Raw genomic sequence first — 18891 nt, 5'->3', positions numbered from 1 at the left:
GTCCTTCAGGCTTCTGCCTCAATTTCATAGGCATTGGTCTCGGCATCGCTGCCGGGGATGAAGGCGTGGATCGCGGCAAGTGCCTGATTGCGATAGACATCCCGTTCCTGCAGGATTTCATGCTTGGCGCCGTGGACAGGCACCAGCTGTGCGGCGCGGAAATAGCGCGACAGCCGCTCCTGATCGGCATAAGGCACGACCCCGTCGCGCGTCGGCGCGATCAGGACGGTCGGAATCTGGATCGAAAACAGATGTTCGGGCCTGTTGACCCGTTCGATTGCCCGCAAGGCCTGCGACAGCCAGCGTGCCGTCGGCGGTCCCAGGCAAAGCTGCGGATAGGTGGCGCCGATGCCGATGTTGCGGCGGTAGCGCTGCTCGTCCGTCGTCAGCGGGTTTTCAGCAAATGGCCTTTCCTTGAACTTCTTGCTGAACTGCATGCGGCCAAGGCCGATACCGCTGACCGCGCCGGACAGAAAGCGGATAAAGCCAGGAGAGGCGCCATGGCCGGTAAGGCCGATGAACGGAGCAGACAGCACCATGCGCTCAATTCGTGTCGCAAGCCTCGGCGCCGCGGACAGGGCAATCAGACCGCCCGTCGAATGGGCGAGGAGAAAGAAGGGCAGACGCGTATCCGGCAGGACGATCTTGTCGAGGAAGGCAGTCAGATCCCGCTCATAATCGGAAAAATGGCGGATGTGGCCGCGCAACGGGTCTTTCAGCAGCCGCTCGGATCCGCCCTGGCCACGCAGATCGAAGGTCGCGACCCAAAGGCCCTTGGCTGCGAGGTCGCGGATCGTCTCGGAATATTTCTCGATGAATTCGTTACGGCCCTGCAGCAGCACAACGGTTCCCTTGGCGACCGGCTGCTCGCAGCGGAAGACGGCATAGCGCAGCTTGCGGCCGTCGAAACTTTCGAAGAAGCCTTCGGTGCGGTTTTCCGGCACCGGATTATCTGCTGTGGAATAGAGGATCGAATCCATGACGGTGTCGCGCCTCGCTGACCAATGGCTTATCTGAAGGGGATAGCGCAGCCTCATGGAATTGCAACAGGTTTATGGCTTTTCTCCGAACAGTGCGCGCAAGGCCCGACACCATGAAGATCGTCCGTATCAGCTCTTCGGTACCGCGCCGCGCCGCTCCAGCGCCGTCTGACGAATGATCTCGGCGATCTCCGGGCTGCTACTCGAAAGCATCTGGAAATCTGACGCATAGAGCGACAGCAGTGAGACTTCGGTCGCGGCGCTGACGGTTGCCGAGCGGGGCTCGCCGGTGATCAGCGCCATCTCGCCGAAGAAACTGCCGGAGGCAAGTTCTACCGGAATTGACGTGGCGACGCTGACGCGGCCCTCGACGATGAAGTACATCTGATCGCCGGCCTCGCCCTTGCGGCAGATGATACCGCCCGCCGGCACGACGCGAGGTCTCAGCGCCCGTACGATCTCGATGAGGGCGCCTGAACCGAGCTTCTGGAACAACGGCACTCCCGCAACCAGCTGCCAGTTGCGCACGAAGTCCTGGCGGCGAACCTCTTCGTAGAAGCCGGTGGCGAGAATGCCGGCCCATAAGGCAAAGATGCCGATACCGCACATCATGACCAGCCCGGCAAGGGTGCGGCCGGCGAGGCTTTGCGGGATCTCGTCGCCATAGCCCGTGGTCGACAGCGTCGTCACGGCCCACCACATTGCGAGGGGGATGCTGCCGAACTTGTCAGGCTGGACGTCGCGTTCGATGATGTAAGCGGCAAGCGCTGCGGCGAACAGAACGATGCCGAAAATCGAGGTGACGCCGATCAGGTTGCGTGCCTCCTTGGTCAGGACCCTGCCCAGCAGCCGGAAGAAGGTCGAACCGCGCAGCGGCTTCAAAAGCCAGATGGTGCAATAGAGGCTTTGATCGCGCCCGCGAATGAGAAGGAAAGCGGCCAAGGGGACCAGAACGGCCAGTATGTCGACTGCGATTTCCGGTATCCTGCCGCGAACGTCCCTTGCGCGGTGCATGACCAGCGTTTCGATCAATTGCAGGACATAAATGGCCCAGACGCCGGCAAGAAGGAGTTCCAGGATGAGCCTGGTCTGTCCGACGATATCAGGCGTCGTAAGCGCCGCCACCGTCAGCAGACCGATTGCTGCCAGAAGCGTATTCAGCGATGAGGAAATCTTCGAGAAAGAGAGCGCCGACATTTTATACCCCGGGCAATACCCTAGGGTGGGCAGCCACTTGCCCGAGAATAGGATGGCTTCGATCCAAACGTAAAGAGGCACATGGGTGCGCTATCTTCTCCATAGCGCACCTTGCATCCGTGCCTTGCGCTGCTATCGCTGGCCGACCCCAAGCGGAAAGCCCTTGAAAGGCTTGATTTCCTTCAGCACGAAGGTGGTCTGCATCTCCTTGATGCGCGGCAAGCGGCGCACGACCGCCATGGCGAAATCGGCATAGCTGTCGAGATCGGCCGCCACCACCTGCAGCAGGAAATCCGCGTCCCCGGCGATGCTGTAGCAGGCCACGACCTCGCTGAGTTTCAGCACATCGCGCGAGAATTCCTCGGCTTCCGCCTCGCTATGGCTGTCGATCTTGACCCTGATGAAGGTAAGGACGCCGAGGCCGATCTGGCGCCTGTCGAGCGCGGCCGTATAACCCTGGATCACGCCTGTTTCTTCCAGCTGGCGCACGCGCCGCCAGCACGGAGATGTCGAGAGCCCGACTTCGGATGAAAGCGCCTGGTTCGTCAGGCGCCCATTCTTCTGGAGGGCGCCGAGAATCTTCAAATCGATGGGCTCGAGGGTGTCGGGCATATCCAACCTTTTATCTGCAAAGATGAGGTAGATCCTACCACATTCCCTGAATACGAGGCAATGAAAGGCAGGATTATCCCCTGCGAGAGAGATATCCTGCGATCCCACATGTCAACAGCAGCAGGTCTTCATGCTTCCCGATATCCGTCTTGCCATCGTCATCAATCCAGCACTGCCGCTTGGGCTGATCGCCAACACCGCCGGCGCCATCTCTATCGGGTTGGGCGCAAAGTTTCCCTCGCTCGCGGCAAGGCAATTGACCGACAGGGAGGAGCGCACCATCGACATCAGTTCGAACATGCCCATCCCGATACTGCAGGCGGATGCGGAAACCATACGATCTTTGTTGCTGAAGACCTTGCCGGTGGAAAACGACCGCGCGATCGTTCCGTTTCCTGCCTTTGCCCGCTCGCTGCACGATTACAGGGAATATGAGGCGACGTTTCCGGATCGCGATCTCGCCGGCGAGGCGATCGATGGCCTCGGGCTGGCGGGGCCTTCGAAATGGGTGAAATCGCTTACTGGGTCGCTGAAGTTGCTGCGGTAGTGTCCGCAAAGAAAAAAGGCCGGCTTGCGGAGATAGAGAGATCCGCTTCGCCGGCCGAGCAAGGACTGAAGAAGAAGGGACGATACACTTCAGTCATCGGACGATGGTTGTTCCGATGGTCAAACGATAGGCCAGCCAGCCTGAACGGGTTCCGAACTATCCGTTCATCTGCGGTTCACGCGGTGATTTTCTGCAAAAAGAGGGTTGCGGCACTGGGGGCTTGAACTCCGGAAAAGTGATCCCCATCTCTTTTTCGCGGGTGCCAAACGGGCTCGCAGAACCGTCCCGAGGCCGCCCCGAGTGGGGTCATGGGACAAGAATTGAAATCGCAATTGTCGCTCACAGGAGGACTTCCATGCGTCACGTAGACTTCTCTCCCCTTTACCGTTCCACCGTCGGTTTCGACCGTCTGTTCACCATGCTCGACAGCCTTGGCCAGCCGGATCAGGCCCAGACCTATCCGCCCTACAATATCGAGCGCACGGGTGAAAACACCTATCGCATCACCATGGCCGTTGCCGGTTTCGATGAAAAGGAACTGAGCATCGAGGCCCACGCCCATGTCCTTCAGGTCAAGGGCGAAAAGAGCGAAGAGCCGGCTGAAACCAGCGAATATCTCTATCGCGGTATCGCCAAGCGCGCCTTCGAGCGTCGTTTCCAGCTTGCCGACCATGTCGAGGTTCAGGCTGCTTCACTGAAGAACGGTTTGCTGCACATCGATTTGCTGCGCAACATTCCCGAAGCCATGAAGCCCCGCCGTATCTCCATTGCGGCCGAGCCCGTGGAAACCCCGAAGGCCATTGAGGCTCACATCAACTAAGTATGGCTGACGGTCTTGGACCGTCATGCTCCTGATCCTCCCAAGATCAAAAGAAGCGGCGCTCCATCGGGGCGCCGCTTTCATTTTGTGTGTTATCGGAAAACTCAGGCTGCGTTTGTTGCTTCGCCCGTTTTCATCCCCGCCTGAGCCTTCGCAGCCTCGCGCCGCTTGGCGGCATCGGCATATTTCTGGGCGAGCACTGCGCAGGTCATCAACTGGATCTGATGGAACAGCATGAGCGGCAGCACGATGGCGCCGATACTCTGGCCGGCGAAGATGACGTTGGCCATCGGCACGCCGCTTGCCAGCGACTTCTTCGAGCCGCAGAAGGTGATGGTGATCTCGTCGGCCTTTTCAAAACCGAGGGCGCGGCTGCCGAACATGGTGATGCAGATTACCATCGCCAGAAGCACCATATTCGCGATGACGACCGTGACGATATCGAGGACGGAGAAGGTATGCCACAATCCTTCCACCACGGCCTCGCTGAAAGCTGAATAAACCACCATGAGGATCGAGCCGCGATCGACCGGCATCAGGATCTTCTTCTTCGAACGGATCCAGTCGCCGATCCATGGCTGCAGCAGCTGGCCGGCGATGAAGGGGGCGAGCAGCTGCAGCATGATCTGCCACAAAACATCCCAGGAAAAGCCGCCGCCCTGGCCGCCGACCGAAAATAGGATGCCGACAAGCAGCGGCGTCAGGAACATGCCGAAGATGTTGGAGGCCGACGCCGAGCAGATCGCGGCCGGCACATTGCCGCCGGCGATGGAGGTGAAGGCGATCGAGGACTGCACGGTCGACGGCAGAACGCTCAAAAACAGCATGCCGGTATAAAGCGAGACGGGCAGGATGCTGTTCGGAACGATTTGACCCATGGCCAGCACCAGCAGCGGAAAGATGCCGAAAGTCGTCAGCAGGATGACGAGATGCAGCCGCCAGTGCAGCATGCCGGCGATGACGACATCGCGCGACAGGCGCGCGCCATGCAGGAAGAACAAGAGGCCGATGGCGACGTTGGTGGCAATGCTGAAATAGTGAGCGCTAGCCCCCTGCACCGGAAAGAAGGATGCCGTCAGGACGGTGAGCACCAGCAGCATGGTGAAGGTGTCTGGAAGAAAGCGGCGCATCGTGCCTACCCCAATCGCATTTGCAAGTCTTGATGATACTCCTTGCAGATAGACCTATTGTGATCCACGATGCAAGGAATAACAGTTATCGTGATACAGGATAAGACATGCTTGATCTCATACAGTTGCGCAGCTTCGTCGCCGTGGAGCAGATGGGTAGTTTCACGCTTGCTGCGGAGCGGCTGGGGCTCGGGCAATCGACCGTCAGCCAGCATATACAGCGGCTGGAAGCCGAACTCGGGCGAAAGCTCTTGGCGCGCGATACGCATCGTGTCGTTCTGACCGGTGATGGCGAGGCGCTGCTCGGCCATGCGCGCCAGATACTGTCGATCGAAGGGGAGGTGCGTCAGCTTTTTGCCGGCAACAGCCTGCGCGGCAACCTCCGGCTCGGGGTTTCCGAGGATTTCGTCACCAGCCAGCTCCCGGACGTATTGGAGGAGTTCGTGCGTTCGCATCCTTCCGTCGATCTCGAGCTGACGGTCGCGCTCAGTGGCGTGCTTTATGAAATGCAGGATAATGGAGATCTCGATCTGGTGCTTGCCAAGCGGCGGCTCGGCGATGCGAGAGGCAAGCTCGTCTACCGCGAGCCGCTGGTCTGGCTGGCGCGCGACCCGGATCGCATCCGCAAACTTGCGGGACCATTGCCACTGATCGCCTTTCCAACTCCAAGCGTCACGCGAGCGGTGGCGCTCGAGGCGTTGCGCCGGCAGCAGATGCCCTGGCGCATCGTCTGCACCTGCGGCAGCCTAAGCGGCCTGACCGCGGCGGCGCGCGCAGGCATGGGCGTTCTCGTCCAGCCGAAAAGCATGGCCCCCGCCGGATTGCTGGAGATCGCACCGGGCTGGCTGCCCGTCCTCGAAGATGTCGAATTCGTCCTTGTGCCGCGCAAGGGCGCCGACCAACTTCTGGTTAACGCACTCTCTGACGATATCCTCTCCAAGGTCCGGGGGCCGCGATCAAGCTGACGACGAAATTGTCTGCGAGCTATCGTTAAAAGCCTTTCCAATCATGCGGATGAGATCCGGATTTATTTCGCCGGCTGATTGATTGCCGTACCCGTTTTCAGGCGGAAGTCAGCTTCTTCTGCTATCTCAGGTGGCGGTGGGGGAATTGCGGAGGAATAGTCGCCCGATGATATATGGTGCCATCTTCATTTCCGGGCTTGTTGCCTGCGTCGTGGCAATGACGATGATTATACACAACGCACCGGCATCCGATCGCGACGATCTATCGAACTTCGCAATGATCGCCCATCGGAATCAAAACTGACCCCTTCTGGCATTGTGAGCGCCGTCCGGCCGTAAAGTCGGCTCCGGCGCTCTTTTCATGTGGTCAACCCAGGCAAGCGAGGAAATTCCCCACATCAGCCTCGGTGGTGGCGAAGCTGGTCACGAGGCGGATCAGCGTTTCATCGCCGCCGACGAGATCCGGCTGCGATTCCGGGATCGGCCATTCGTAGAACTTCGCTCCCTTGTCTTCGGCCGCCTTGGCGGCAGACTTCGGTATGATCGCGAAAACCTCATTCGAGGTGGTCGGCCACGCCGGGCGAGCGCCAGGGGTCTTTTCCAGCCCAGCGCGCAGGCGATCGGCCATTCCGTTGGAATGGCGGGCGAGATCAAGCCAGAGGCCGTCCTGGAAATAGCCGTCGAACTGGGCGGCGATGAAGCGCGACTTGGAGAAAAGCTGGGCGGCGCGCTTGCGGATGAAATGCATCTCCTTCGCCTTCTCAGGATCGAAGATGACGATCGCCTCGGCGCACCAGCAGCCGTTTTTGGTGCCGCCGAAGGAGAGGATATCGACGCCGCGCTTCCAAGTCATCTCGGCCGGCGTCGTGCCGAGCGCGACGAGGGCGTTGGCGAAACGCGCGCCATCCATATGCAGGGGCAGACTGTTCGCCTTGGCGATGGCCGCGATGGCGTCGATCTCGGCAAGCGAATAGACTGTGCCGATTTCCGTCGCTTGAGTGATCGTTACGGCAGCCGCGCGGCCGTGATGGACGGCATCCTGCGGGAAGCGGGCGATCTTGGTGGCAAGCGCCTTGGGGTCGATCTTGCCGAGGGCGCCCTCAATGGTCGCAAGACGCGCGCCGCTGAAGAAGTCAGGAGCGCCGCATTCGTCTTCGGCGACATGCGCCTCGGTGTGGCAGAAGCTGATGCCGCCCGGTTTCTGAACGCTGGCAAGCGACAGCGAATTGGCGGCCGTGCCGGTTGCTACGAAGAAGACCGCGACCTCGCGCTCAAAGATCTCGGAGAATTTGGCTTCGACGCGCTGGTCGAGCTCGCTTGTACCGTAGGCGGAAGCAAACCCACTCGATGCGGCGAGCAGACGTTCGGCGACTTTGGAATGGGCGCCGGCCCAGTTATCGGAAGCAAAGAACATGGAAATGCACCAGATGGAGGATTGAATTGCGGCTAGATGAGATAGGGTCGGGCGGACATTACGCCAATGCAAAAACCTATCAAGAGCATGAGTTTGAAGAATGCATCACAGAAATTGATCTACGCAATCAACAAATAAAATGATGCGCTGCAGCGAAACTTTATTGCTTGATTTATGCAACAAAGGCAATCTTACGTCTTCGGTTGACGAAATTTTGCCGTTTTGCTCTTGCGAAGGCAGAAGCTTTCTGGCATAGAGCTGATGAATTAGGACAGGGTTGCTGTCCTATTTTGGCCGCCAAGGCCGAAGATGCGCTAAGGGTCCTGACGATGTCGGGATTTCGAGCTATAGTTACCAGGAGCATGTCCCTTTCAGCCCTTCGGGCAGGGGGCAATGCGGCGGTGGAATAGCAGGACGCGAAACGCTGACGACGGGCTCCATATAAGGAGCCGCGGTTCGCGGCCGGATCTTCACAATGCAACAGCGCAGTCGCGCGTCGGCCTCGGAAACGGACCGTGCGGGACGAAGAAGCGCCCGCGACGCGGGCCTTATCGGAGGGAAGACCATGACGAACAGGACGACGTTGACGAGTTTTGACCAGACCGCTGCAGTGAATGCTGCCGCGACGGCCAAGACGTCGAAACGCGCTGTCGGCATCCCGCCGAAACAGGGCCTCTACGATCCCCGCAACGAGCATGACGCCTGCGGCGTCGGCTTCGTCGCGCATATGAAGGGTCAGAAGTCGCACCAGATCGTGCGCGACGGCCTGTTCATTCTCGAAAACCTGACGCATCGCGGTGCCGTCGGTGCCGATCCGCTGATGGGCGACGGCGCGGGCATTCTCGTACAGATTCCCGACCGCTTCTTCCGCGAGGAGATGGCCAAGCAGGGCGTCGTCCTGCCGAAGGCGGGCGAATATGGCGTCGGCCATTTCTTCCTGCCGCGCGACGAAGCGCTGATCGAGCACTTCAAGACCGCTATCAAGCAGGTCGTCACCGAAGAGGGCCAGGTGTTGCTCGGCTTCCGCGACGTGCCCGTCGATAACTCTTCGCTGTCGAAGGCACCTGACATTGCCGCCACCGAGCCGCACCATGTGCAGGTCTTCATCGGCGCCGGCCGCGATGCCGGCACGAACGAGGAGTTCGAGCGTCGTCTCTTTACCCTGCGCAAGGTGATCTCCAACCGCATCTATGCGGAATACGAGGGCGAGGAGAGCAGCTTCTACCCCGTCTCGCTGTCGAGCTCGACCATCGTCTACAAGGGCATGTTCCTCGCCTATCAGGTGGGCGCCTATTATAAGGACTTGTCCGACCCGCGTTTCGAGACGGCGGTTGCCCTCGTGCACCAGCGTTTCTCGACCAACACCTTCCCGTCATGGAAGCTGGCGCACCCCTACCGCATGGTCGCGCATAACGGCGAAATCAACACGCTGCGCGGCAACGTCAACTGGATGGCCGCCCGTCAGGCTTCGGTATCCTCGCCGCTGTTCGGCGACGACATCTCCAAGCTCTGGCCGATCTCCTATGAGGGACAGTCGGACACGGCCTGTTTCGACAACGCGCTCGAGTTCCTCGTGCGTGGTGGATACTCGCTGGCGCATGCCATGATGATGCTCATCCCAGAGGCATGGGCCGGCAACCAGCTGATGGCGCCGGAACGCAAGGCATTTTACGAGTATCATGCCGCCCTGATGGAGCCATGGGATGGCCCTGCCGCCGTCGCCTTCACCGATGGCAAGCAGATCGGCGCGACGCTCGACCGTAATGGTCTGCGTCCGGCCCGCTATCTCGTCACCAGCGACGACCGCATCATCATGGCGTCCGAAGCCGGCGTTCTGCCTGTCGAGGAAGAGAAGATCATCCAGAAGTGGCGCCTGCAGCCGGGCAAGATGCTGCTCATCGATATGGAAAAGGGCCGTATCATCTCCGACGACGAGGTGAAGTCGGAACTGTCGACCAAGCATCCCTATCGCAGCTGGCTGAACCGCACGCAGCTGATCCTGGAAGACCTGAAGCCGGTGGAGCCGCGGGCGCTGCGCCGCGACGTGTCGCTGCTCGATCGCCAGCAGGCCTTCGGCTATACGACCGAGGATACCAAGCTCCTGATGTCGCCGATGGCGACGACCGGTCAGGAAGCAGTCGGCTCCATGGGCACGGATACGCCGATCTCGGCCATGTCCGACAAGCCGAAGCTGCTCTACACCTACTTCAAGCAGAACTTCGCGCAGGTGACGAACCCGCCGATCGATCCGATCCGCGAGGAACTCGTCATGAGCCTCGTGTCGTTCATCGGCCCGCGTCCGAACCTGCTTGATCATACCGGCATGGCCAACGCCAAGCGTCTGGAAGTGCGCCAGCCGATCCTGACCAACGGCGATCTCGAAAAGATCCGCTCGATCGGTCACACCGAGGATCGCTTCGACACCAAGACGCTCGACTTCACATATGATGTCGAACGTGGCGCCGAAGGCATGCCCGAGATGCTCGACCGCCTTTGCGAGCGGGCGGAAGCTGCCGTTCGCGGCGGCTACAACATCATCGTGCTTTCCGACCGCCAGATCGGACCGGACCGCATCGCGATCCCGGCGCTGCTGGCGACGGCTGCCGTCCACCATCACCTGATCCGCAAGGGCTTGCGCACCTCGGTCGGTATCGTTGTCGAAACCGGCGAGCCGCGTGAAGTGCATCACTTCTGCCTGCTGGCCGGTTACGGCGCCGAGGCAATCAACCCGTATATGGCGTTCGACACGCTGCTTGACATGCACCAGCGCGGCGAATTCCCGAAGGAAGTGGATGCGACGGAAGTCGTCTACCGCTACATCAAGGCGGTTGGCAAGGGCATCCTCAAGGTCATGTCGAAGATGGGCATCTCGACCTATCAGTCCTATTGCGGCGCGCAGATCTTCGATGCCGTGGGCTTGCAGCAGGAACTGGTCGACAAGTATTTCTTCGGCACGGCAACCATGATCGAAGGCATCGGCCTCGAGACGATCGCCGAGGAAACCGTCTCCCGTCACAAGGCTGCTTTCGGCCGCGATCCGCTGCTCGCAAGCACGCTCGACATCGGTGGCGAATATGCCTACCGCATGCGTGGCGAAAGCCACGCATGGACGCCGGATGCCGTGGCTGCCCTGCAGCATGCCGTGCGCGGAAATGCCGAGGACCGCTATCGCGAGTTCTCCGAAATGGTCAACGAATCGGCGCTCCGGATGAACACCATCCGCGGCCTCTTCAAGATCAAAGGTGCGGAAGCACTCGGCCGCACGCCGATCTCGATCGACGAGGTCGAGCCGGCTGCCGATATCGTCAAGCGCTTCTCGACGGGCGCCATGTCCTTCGGCTCCATCAGCCGCGAGGCGCATACGACGCTTGCAATCGCCATGAACCGCATCGGCGGCAAGTCGAACACCGGCGAGGGCGGCGAGGAATCCGACCGCTACATGCCGCTCTTCGACGGCTCGCCGAACCCGGAACGTTCCGCCATCAAGCAGATCGCCTCCGGCCGCTTTGGCGTGACGACCGAATATCTGGTCAATGCCGACGTGCTGCAGATCAAGGTCGCGCAGGGCGCCAAGCCAGGCGAAGGCGGCCAGTTGCCCGGTCACAAGGTCGATGCGACGGTTGCCAAGACCCGGCATTCGACGCCGGGCGTCGGCCTGATCTCGCCGCCGCCCCATCATGACATCTACTCGATCGAAGATCTGGCGCAGCTGATCTACGACCTGAAGAACGTCAACCCGACCTCGGATGTCTCGGTCAAGCTCGTTTCGGAAGTCGGCGTTGGCACGGTTGCCGCCGGCGTTGCCAAGGCGCGCGCCGACCACATCACCGTCTCGGGCTACGATGGCGGCACCGGCGCTTCGCCGCTGACCTCGCTGAAGCATGCCGGCAGCCCTTGGGAAATCGGCCTTGCCGAGACCCAGCAGACGCTGGTGCTGAACGGGCTGCGCTCGCGCATTGCCCTGCAGGTGGATGGCGGCTTGAAGACCGGCCGCGACGTCATCATCGGCGCGCTGCTCGGTGCCGACGAATTCGGCTTCGCCACCGCGCCGCTGATTGCGGCCGGCTGCATCATGATGCGCAAGTGCCACCTCAACACCTGTCCGGTTGGCGTCGCCACCCAGGACCCGGTGCTGCGCAAGCGGTTCAAAGGCGCGCCGGAGCATGTCATCAACTACTTCTTCTTCGTGGCCGAAGAAGTACGCGAGATCCTCGCCTCGCTTGGCGTTGCCAAGCTGGACGAGATCATCGGCGCTTCCGAGCTTCTGGAAAAGGACGACATGCTCGCTCACTGGAAGGCGAGAGGCCTCGACTTCAGCCGCATCTTCCACAAGGTCGATGCGCCGAAGGAAGAGACCTACTGGACGACAGTGCAGAAGCATCCGATCGACGACATTCTCGACCGCAAGCTGATCGAGAAGGCGGAGCCGGCGCTTTCTTCGAAGACGCCTGTCGCCTTTGAAGTCGACATCAAGAACGTCGACCGTTCGGCCGGCGCCATGCTGTCGGGCGCGGTTGCCAAGCGCTATGGTCATCGCGGCCTGAAGGACGACACGATCAACGTCACCCTGAAGGGAACGGCGGGCCAATCCTTCGCAGCCTTCCTGGCACGGGGCGTCACCTTCAATTTGATCGGCGACGGCAATGACTATGTCGGCAAGGGCCTTTCGGGTGGCCGCATCATCATCCGGCCGCCGGAGAACTCGAAGATCGTCGCTGAGAATTCGATCATCGTCGGCAACACCGTGCTTTACGGTGCGACCGAGGGCGAGTGCTACTTCCGCGGTGTTGCGGGCGAGCGCTTCGCGGTCAGAAACTCGGGCGCGATCGCCGTCGTCGAAGGCGTGGGCGACCATGGCTGCGAATATATGACCGGTGGCGTCGTCGTCGTGCTCGGTGAAACCGGACGCAACTTCGCGGCCGGCATGTCGGGCGGCGTGGCCTATGTTCTCGACGAGAAGGGCGATTTCGCCCGTCGCTGCAACATGGCGATGGTCGAGCTGGAGCCGGTTCCCGAGGAAGACGAGCTGCTGGAGAAGCTGCATCATCACGGTGGCGACATCATGCACAAGGGACGCGTCGACGTCTCCGATGACATGACGCGCCACGACGAAGAGCGTCTCTTCCAGCTGATTTCGAACCACTTCCACTATACGGGCTCGACGCGAGCCAAGGAGATCCTCGATCACTGGGCCGATTACCGCCCGAAATTCCGCAAGGTCATGCCGGTCGAATACCGCCGCGCCCTTGAGGAAATGGAGCGCAGCCGGATGAGCGTGGCGGCGGAGTAATCCGCCCCGGTTCTGAAGCCAGTCGAGGGTTTCGCCTCGCATTGCGATCGCCGTCATGGCGGTCGCGACTGTCGAACAGCGGAATCGGATTTGAATTAAAGTGCCGGACAGGGAAACCGAGATGACCCTCAGGCACGGGAGCCGTGAGCTCCCCTTTTTGAGTGAGGAAACGAAAGCATGGGCAAGGTAACAGGCTTCTTGGAAATCGACCGGCAGGTGGCGAAGTATCAGCCGGCGTCGGATCGCATCCGGCATTTCCGTGAATTCACGATCCCCATGTCGGACCAGGAAGTGCAGAAACAGGCAGCCCGCTGCATGGACTGTGGCATTCCCTATTGCCACGGCCCGACCGGCTGCCCGGTGCACAACCAGATCCCCGATTGGAACGACCTCGTCTACAACAACAATTGGGAACAGGCGATCCACAACCTGCATTCGACCAACAACTTCCCGGAATTCACCGGCCGCGTCTGCCCCGCACCCTGCGAGGAGGCCTGCACGCTGAACCTGGAAGACGCGCCCGTCGCGATCAAGACCGTCGAGCAGGCGATTGCCGACAAGGCCTATGAGCTCGGCTTCATCCGGCCGCAGCCGGCGACGGTTCACACCGGCAAGAAGGTCGCAATCATCGGCTCCGGCCCTGCCGGCATGGCTGCCGCTCAGCAGCTCGGCCGAGCAGGTCACGACGTCCATGTCTACGAGCGCGAAAGCAAGCCCGGCGGGCTGCTGCGCTATGGTATCCCGGACTTCAAGATGGAGAAGAACTTCATCGATCGCCGCGTCGAGCAGATGAAGGGCGAAGGCGTCACCTTCCATTGCGGCGTCAATGTCGGCGTCGATGTCAAGGTCGAGCAGCTTCTGGCCGACCATGATGCCGTGCTCTATTGCGGCGGCTCGGAAACCCCGCGCGAAGCTGGCATTCCCGGCACGACGCTCGCAGGCGTCCATGACGCCATGCCCTATCTGGTGCAGCAGAACCGCCGCGTCGGCCGCGAAAACATCGACAGCGTCGGCTGGCCTGCCGATCCGATTCTGGCGGGCGGCAAGCATATCGTCGTCGTCGGTGGTGGCGATACGGCATCCGACTGCGTCGGCACGGCATTCCGCCAGGGTGCGGTGAAGGTGACCCAGCTCGACATTCGTCCGCAGCCGCCGGAGAAGGAAGACAAGCTCGCCGTATGGCCCTTCTGGGCAACGAAGATGCGCACCTCTTCCTCGCAGGCCGAAGGTGCGGTTCGCGAATTCCAGGTGGCAACGCTCGAGTTCATCGGCGAAGACGGCGTGTTGACGGGCGTGAAGTGCTGCGAAGTCGACGATCGCCGCAAGCCGATCGCCGGCACGGAATTCGTCATCCGCGCCGATCTCGCCTTCATCGCCATCGGCTTCCGTGGCCCGTTCACCGACAGCGTGCTCAAGGAAATGGACGGCAAGCTAACGTTGAATACCGACCGCCGCGGCTCGACCAACGTCGTTGCCAACGACAAGGACTATAAGACGTCTGTCGACAAGCTTTGGACCGCCGGCGACATTCGCCGCGGCCAGTCGCTGGTCGTCTGGGCGATCCGCGAGGGCCGCCAGGCCGCGCGTGCGATCGACGAGGCGCTGATGGGGTCTACGGTTCTGCCGAACTAAAATCGCTGCCATTTCGGCAATGTCGGAGGGCCGGGTTCGACATGAACCCGGCCTTTCTCTTTATTCGCTTGAAGAGACTTCGGATTCGCTCCGACCGGCGTTCAATGCGGCATGGCCTCGAATTGGGGGAGATCAAGAGGCCGGTTCCATTTGAGGCGGCGCATCGTGAACATCTCGAGCCTCGGTGCTATGAGTTCCGGATGATCCAGGCTTCCCAGTTGAACGAAAACCAGACCGGGGAAGCTCTCCAGATTGCTGGTATATAGCCGCGAACCGCATTCCGGGCAGAAGTTCCGTTCGAGTTTCTTGCCTGAATTCGCGATATAGGGAAAGGACCTGGTCTTGCCGCTCAGCAGAGCAAAATCGTCTTCGGGTACGGCAAAGAAGGTCGCCATCTCGCCGCCCGACGCCCTTTTGCAGTCGAGGCAGTGGCAATTGGCAATAAATTCCGGGTCCTTGTCGAATTCGAATTTTACCGCGCCACAGGCGCATTGAGCCGTGTACTTCTTGCTCATTACAGATCTCCATCATTCAGCGCCACTTTTCGGGTGCGCATAGGTTCATTCTCAAAACCTGGATCCGTTGCCTGATAACTTGTAACCAATCTGGCTTCAGGGGAAGGGGTATTTCCTCGAAGGATTCGCCATGGCGAGCATCGCCGTGATGTGTTGAAGCTATTGGAAAGCCGGGTTCACGATGAACCCGGCTCCTGTCCTTTAACGGCTTGCGGCGATGTTCCAGTTGTAGATGCAGCGGTCGAGGCCGATGGCGATTTCGAGCACCACGACGTCATGATCTATCGCCGGCCCTTTCTTCGGCTGGCTGCGGTAGTGCTGCGGAAAGTCCGTTCGTCTCGAAATCGAGCAGACCTCCATCCATTTGTCGCCATTGTCGACCTCGATATCCATGGTGACCTCGGAATAGGCCGGAAGACGATCGGACGGCACGATCCTCGTCGGCAGATGGATGACCGAGGCGATCATCCTGCGAACCGGTTCCAATGCTGCGGCATGGTAATCATTGCCGCTATCGGCGGTGAAGGCGCATTGGAATTCGAGCTGCCAGAATTCCTTGAGCCTTACATGTTTGCTCGGCTGGTCCTGTTCCCGGCGGTAGGATTTGCCCGCCTGCCAAACGCATAGTGGCAGCCTCGTTCTCGAATGGTTTCCGAGAAGATGCTGCATGTAGGCGTAGGTTGAGGGTGTCGTTTCCGGCCGCAGCACGAGTTCGGCCTCGGTCTTCGACATTCGCTCCTGCACCCATATGTCGGTATTTGAGTAGGCGTCCGAGACGAGATTTCGCGGCATCAGGGTCGGAGCCTCGACCCTTCGTATATCCCAGGCGGGGTTTGCGGATCGCAGGAAGCTTGCCACTTCATCGGAAAAGAAGCGGACGAAATCGTCGCGCAGTTTAATGTCCCGCTCTTCCCAGTGAACGAGCGAATTGACGTTATAGATATTGAGCACGTGCCATTCTCCATGGGCAACGTTGATGTCTTGAAGTGAGGGGCTTTACGTCCAGCAGCCGCCGGACGCATCAACGCCTCCGGCCGTCACGACTGGACGCGGAGACCTCGGTCGGGGAAAGCGCGCAAAACTGCAACCTGCGGGCAGGTGCGGTAACGATCGATCCGATCTGCGCTTTTGGTGCTCATGCAGTTCTTCTATTGGCGAGGCGCCATGTTGTCAAACCGCATCCGCGCCGCCTACCGCGCTACCGACCCGGGCAATCTGTAATCGTCCACGCGGCCGACCGGCGCCGGGTCCATAAGACCCTTCTCGACCAGAAGATCGCGCGGTGATGAAGTGGTTATTGTGGGGGCAGGGCTGCTGCCGAGAAGCTGCGCGCCGCCGTCGAGATCGGGATCGGAGAGGCTCATAGGCTGGGTGCGAGTAATCTTTTCCGGCTCCGCGCCCGGAAGATTGGCCTGTTGCGCCGGCAGCGGATTGCTGGTGTCCAGGCGCGTGATATCGGGGCTTGCCTGATCCCCCAGGATCCGGCGGGCAGATTTCTCCAGATAGAAGGCGACCTTGCGCTTGCCGGCGGCCGTCAGATTGACGCCGTCGGCCGTTCTCAGTCGAACCTGCTGGCCGTTGATATCGGAGCCGGTGACGATGAACTCGCCGTTCTGGTCGGTAAAGCCATCCCATATGTCGATGAATTCGCCGCCGACGCTGGTGGTCTGGCTTTGGTAGATCTGGTTGAGCTTGACGGCGCTGGCGGTCAGCTGATCCGAACCGAAGGAGGGCAGCCCGATCCAGAGCAGCGGAATATGACGGCTCGTCACCAGTTTGGCGAATTGCTGTACGCGTTCTTCATAGGCGAGGAACCACGGGTCGGTTCCGTATTTTTCGTTCAGCCCGTCGCCGATCATCTGCTGGCGGTCATTGGCGCCGATCATGACGACGACCATGGCCGGTTTCAGCTGGTCGATCATCCCGGGCAATTGCTGCGGCCAATTGTAATAATCCTGCCGCACGAGACCGGAGGCGACGTTGCCGCGGGACTGGACGACGACGCCGGGGGAGGTAGAGAAGGCATCTTCCAGCCCGGTTGCCAGGCCGCTCGCCAGAAAATCGCCGACGACGAGGATGGTTTTGGCGTCAGAAAGCTTTTCGGCGGGCGGCGGCGTTTCCGGCTGCGCGACCGGCTGGCGCGGCGGCGGGGTCGGACGCTTTTTCGGCTGCACCTTGCGCCGTGGCGGCGGCTGTTCCATGGGCTGGTCCGGATAATCGGGCTCGGGGGTGCCGAACAGCATGTCGAACAGGTTCCGCCGCGGCCGCTCCTGCGCTTCGGCCATGTTCGGCAAGCAGCCAAGCGCGATGACGCCGGCGAGGAATGCCGTCAGAACAATCCTTAGAGTTGCCTTGGTCGCGCGCGCAGGGTGTTTCATCATCGCTTCTTTCCGCTGACGAGTCCGGGCCGCACAAGGACGATTTCATCGTCCGGCGATCCCGGATTCGCTCGAGGCGGCCTACTTACGCAATGCTTTCAGCAGGTTCATTGACGGCTCGCCGTCCGCATCCATGCCCATGCGCTGCTGGACGGCTGATATGGCGGCCTTCGAGCCCGAGCCGAAATTGCCGTCGACCACGCCGTCATAGTAGCCGAGTTCTTTCAGACGCGTCTGCAGCTCGAATTTCTGCTTGACGTCGAGCGTGCCGCTCGGACGGGGCCAGGATTGCTGCATGCCGCCATAGCCAGCAATCTGATCCGCGAGCAGGCCGACTGCCAAGGCGTAGCTGTCGGAGGCGTTGTAGCGCTTGATGGTGAAGAAGTTTCCGGTCATCAGGAAGCCGGGGCCGTTCGATCCGCCGGGCATCTTTAGCTGTGCGCGGTCAGAGGTGCTGCGGAAACCCTTGCCGTTGGGACGCACGAAGCCGAGAGCCGCCCATTGTGCGATCGTGTGCGTCTTGCCGGCCTGGGCATTGCCGCCGGGTGGTACGACCACCTCGTAACCCCAGGTCCGGCCGGTATCCCAACCGTTCTTGGCGAGAAGATTGGCCGTCGTCGCCAGGGCGTCCGGAACGGAATTCCAGATATCGGCATGGCCGCTGCCATCGGCATCGACCGCATAGAGCAGGTAGCTCGTCGGGATGAATTGCGTATGGCCCATGGCGCCGGCCCAGGATCCGTTCAGGTCCTTGCGCGAGATGTCGCCCTTCTGCAGGATTTTCAGGGCGGCGATGAGTTGTTTCTTGGCATAATTCGCGCGCTTCGGATCGGCATAGGCAAGGGTCGCCAGCGCGCGGGGCACATAATGCAGCCGATCGTTCTTGGCGAGAACCTCGCCGTAATTCGACTCCATCGACCAGATGGCCAGTATGATATTGCGATCGACGCCGAAATGCTGTTCGAGCGTGCGCAGTGTGGATCCGTACTTAACCGCCATCTTGCGGCCAATATCGACCGTATAGGGATTGACACGGGAGTCGAGGTAATCCCAGATTTGGGACTTGAATTCCGGCTGGTACTGCGCCTTTTCAAGCACCGTGGGGTCCGGATCGGTTACGCCGGCAAATGCATTGCGATAGGTGGATTGCGTGATGCCGCTCTTTGCGGCGGTAGCGTAGAAGCCCGCGATCCATTTCTGGAACCCAGTGTCAGCGCTGGCGTTAACGGGAAGGAATCCCGCAAAGGCGCCGAGCGCGAGCGCCAGAGCGAGACCACGAAGGGAGTATTTGCGGTTTACGGTCATCTACAGCCTTGTCCATCAATCGTTGGATTTCGGTGCGGCGATGCGTGTGGCATCGGCCCATGCGTGACGCTAAACGAACGAAGTCAACAAATTCTTTACCATGGAA

The 18891-nt window shown here is 60.6% G+C and carries 14 protein-coding genes; 5 read left to right on the top strand and 9 right to left on the bottom strand.

The annotated features are described in order from the left end of the window. Positions 1-5 precede the first annotated feature (5 nt). The 3 genes from RTCIAT899_RS15055 to RTCIAT899_RS15045 form a co-directional block, all read right to left on the bottom strand. A complete protein-coding gene (locus tag RTCIAT899_RS15055; protein WP_015341101.1) occupies positions 6-980 on the bottom strand; it encodes an alpha/beta fold hydrolase in 975 nt (324 codons plus the stop codon). 129 nt (positions 981-1109) lie between these two features. Next, on the bottom strand, positions 1110-2177 hold the full coding sequence (locus RTCIAT899_RS15050) for a cyclic nucleotide-gated ion channel (protein WP_015341100.1): 1068 nt from the start codon (positions 2175-2177) through the stop codon (positions 1110-1112). Between the two features lie 132 nt (positions 2178-2309). Continuing rightward, complete coding sequence (locus tag RTCIAT899_RS15045; RefSeq protein ID WP_041677662.1) at positions 2310-2789, bottom strand: Lrp/AsnC family transcriptional regulator; 480 nt, start codon at positions 2787-2789, stop codon at positions 2310-2312. Positions 2790-2919: 130 nt separating this feature from the next. Between RTCIAT899_RS15045 and RTCIAT899_RS15040 the strand changes: the two genes are divergently transcribed. Continuing rightward, positions 2920-3336, top strand: a complete 417-nt coding sequence (locus tag RTCIAT899_RS15040) for a DUF2000 domain-containing protein (RefSeq protein WP_015341098.1) — start codon at positions 2920-2922, stop codon at positions 3334-3336. 355 nt (positions 3337-3691) lie between these two features. Beyond that, positions 3692-4156: an Hsp20 family protein gene (locus RTCIAT899_RS15035; RefSeq protein ID WP_015341097.1), complete on the top strand. Its 465-nt coding sequence runs from the start codon at positions 3692-3694 to the stop codon at positions 4154-4156. A gap of 104 nt (positions 4157-4260) precedes the next feature. Here RTCIAT899_RS15035 and RTCIAT899_RS15030 read toward each other — a convergent pair whose 3' ends face one another. Beyond that, complete coding sequence (locus tag RTCIAT899_RS15030; RefSeq protein ID WP_015341096.1) at positions 4261-5286, bottom strand: bile acid:sodium symporter family protein; 1026 nt, start codon at positions 5284-5286, stop codon at positions 4261-4263. A 107-nt stretch (positions 5287-5393) separates the two neighbouring features. Here RTCIAT899_RS15030 and RTCIAT899_RS15025 point away from each other — a divergent pair, with 107 nt between their 5' ends. Beyond that, on the top strand, positions 5394-6251 hold the full coding sequence (locus RTCIAT899_RS15025; protein ID WP_015341095.1) for a LysR substrate-binding domain-containing protein: 858 nt from the start codon (positions 5394-5396) through the stop codon (positions 6249-6251). Between the two features lie 367 nt (positions 6252-6618). On the opposite strand, the gene RTCIAT899_RS15020 is transcribed toward RTCIAT899_RS15025, so the two are convergent. Beyond that, a complete protein-coding gene (locus RTCIAT899_RS15020) occupies positions 6619-7665 on the bottom strand; it encodes a threonine aldolase family protein (RefSeq protein WP_015341093.1) in 1047 nt (348 codons plus the stop codon). A gap of 565 nt (positions 7666-8230) precedes the next feature. Here RTCIAT899_RS15020 and gltB point away from each other — a divergent pair. Both gltB and RTCIAT899_RS15010 read left to right on the top strand, forming a co-directional pair. After that, positions 8231-12955: a glutamate synthase large subunit gene (gene gltB, locus RTCIAT899_RS15015; protein ID WP_015341091.1), complete on the top strand. Its 4725-nt coding sequence runs from the start codon at positions 8231-8233 to the stop codon at positions 12953-12955. A gap of 177 nt (positions 12956-13132) precedes the next feature. Next, positions 13133-14587, top strand: a complete 1455-nt coding sequence (locus tag RTCIAT899_RS15010) for a glutamate synthase subunit beta (RefSeq protein WP_015341090.1) — start codon at positions 13133-13135, stop codon at positions 14585-14587. A 101-nt stretch (positions 14588-14688) separates the two neighbouring features. On the opposite strand, the gene RTCIAT899_RS15005 is transcribed toward RTCIAT899_RS15010, so the two are convergent. The 4 genes from RTCIAT899_RS15005 to RTCIAT899_RS14990 all read right to left on the bottom strand — a co-directional run bounded on the left by RTCIAT899_RS15005 (position 14689) and on the right by RTCIAT899_RS14990 (position 18785). Continuing rightward, positions 14689-15102: a GFA family protein gene (locus RTCIAT899_RS15005; RefSeq protein ID WP_015341089.1), complete on the bottom strand. Its 414-nt coding sequence runs from the start codon at positions 15100-15102 to the stop codon at positions 14689-14691. Between the two features lie 201 nt (positions 15103-15303). Next, positions 15304-16053: an aminoacyl--tRNA ligase-related protein gene (locus RTCIAT899_RS15000; protein ID WP_015341088.1), complete on the bottom strand. Its 750-nt coding sequence runs from the start codon at positions 16051-16053 to the stop codon at positions 15304-15306. Positions 16054-16292: 239 nt separating this feature from the next. Next, positions 16293-17483, bottom strand: coding sequence for an SGNH/GDSL hydrolase family protein (locus RTCIAT899_RS14995; RefSeq protein WP_015341087.1), 1191 nt, complete (start codon positions 17481-17483; stop codon positions 16293-16295). A 78-nt stretch (positions 17484-17561) separates the two neighbouring features. Beyond that, on the bottom strand, positions 17562-18785 hold the full coding sequence (locus tag RTCIAT899_RS14990) for a lytic murein transglycosylase (RefSeq protein ID WP_015341086.1): 1224 nt from the start codon (positions 18783-18785) through the stop codon (positions 17562-17564). Between the last annotated feature and the right edge of the window lie 106 nt (positions 18786-18891).

The organism is Rhizobium tropici CIAT 899 (genome assembly GCF_000330885.1).
In the GTDB taxonomy this organism is placed as follows: Bacteria; Pseudomonadota; Alphaproteobacteria; order Rhizobiales; family Rhizobiaceae; genus Rhizobium; species Rhizobium tropici.
This window is presented reverse-complemented; position numbering and strand designations above follow the sequence as displayed.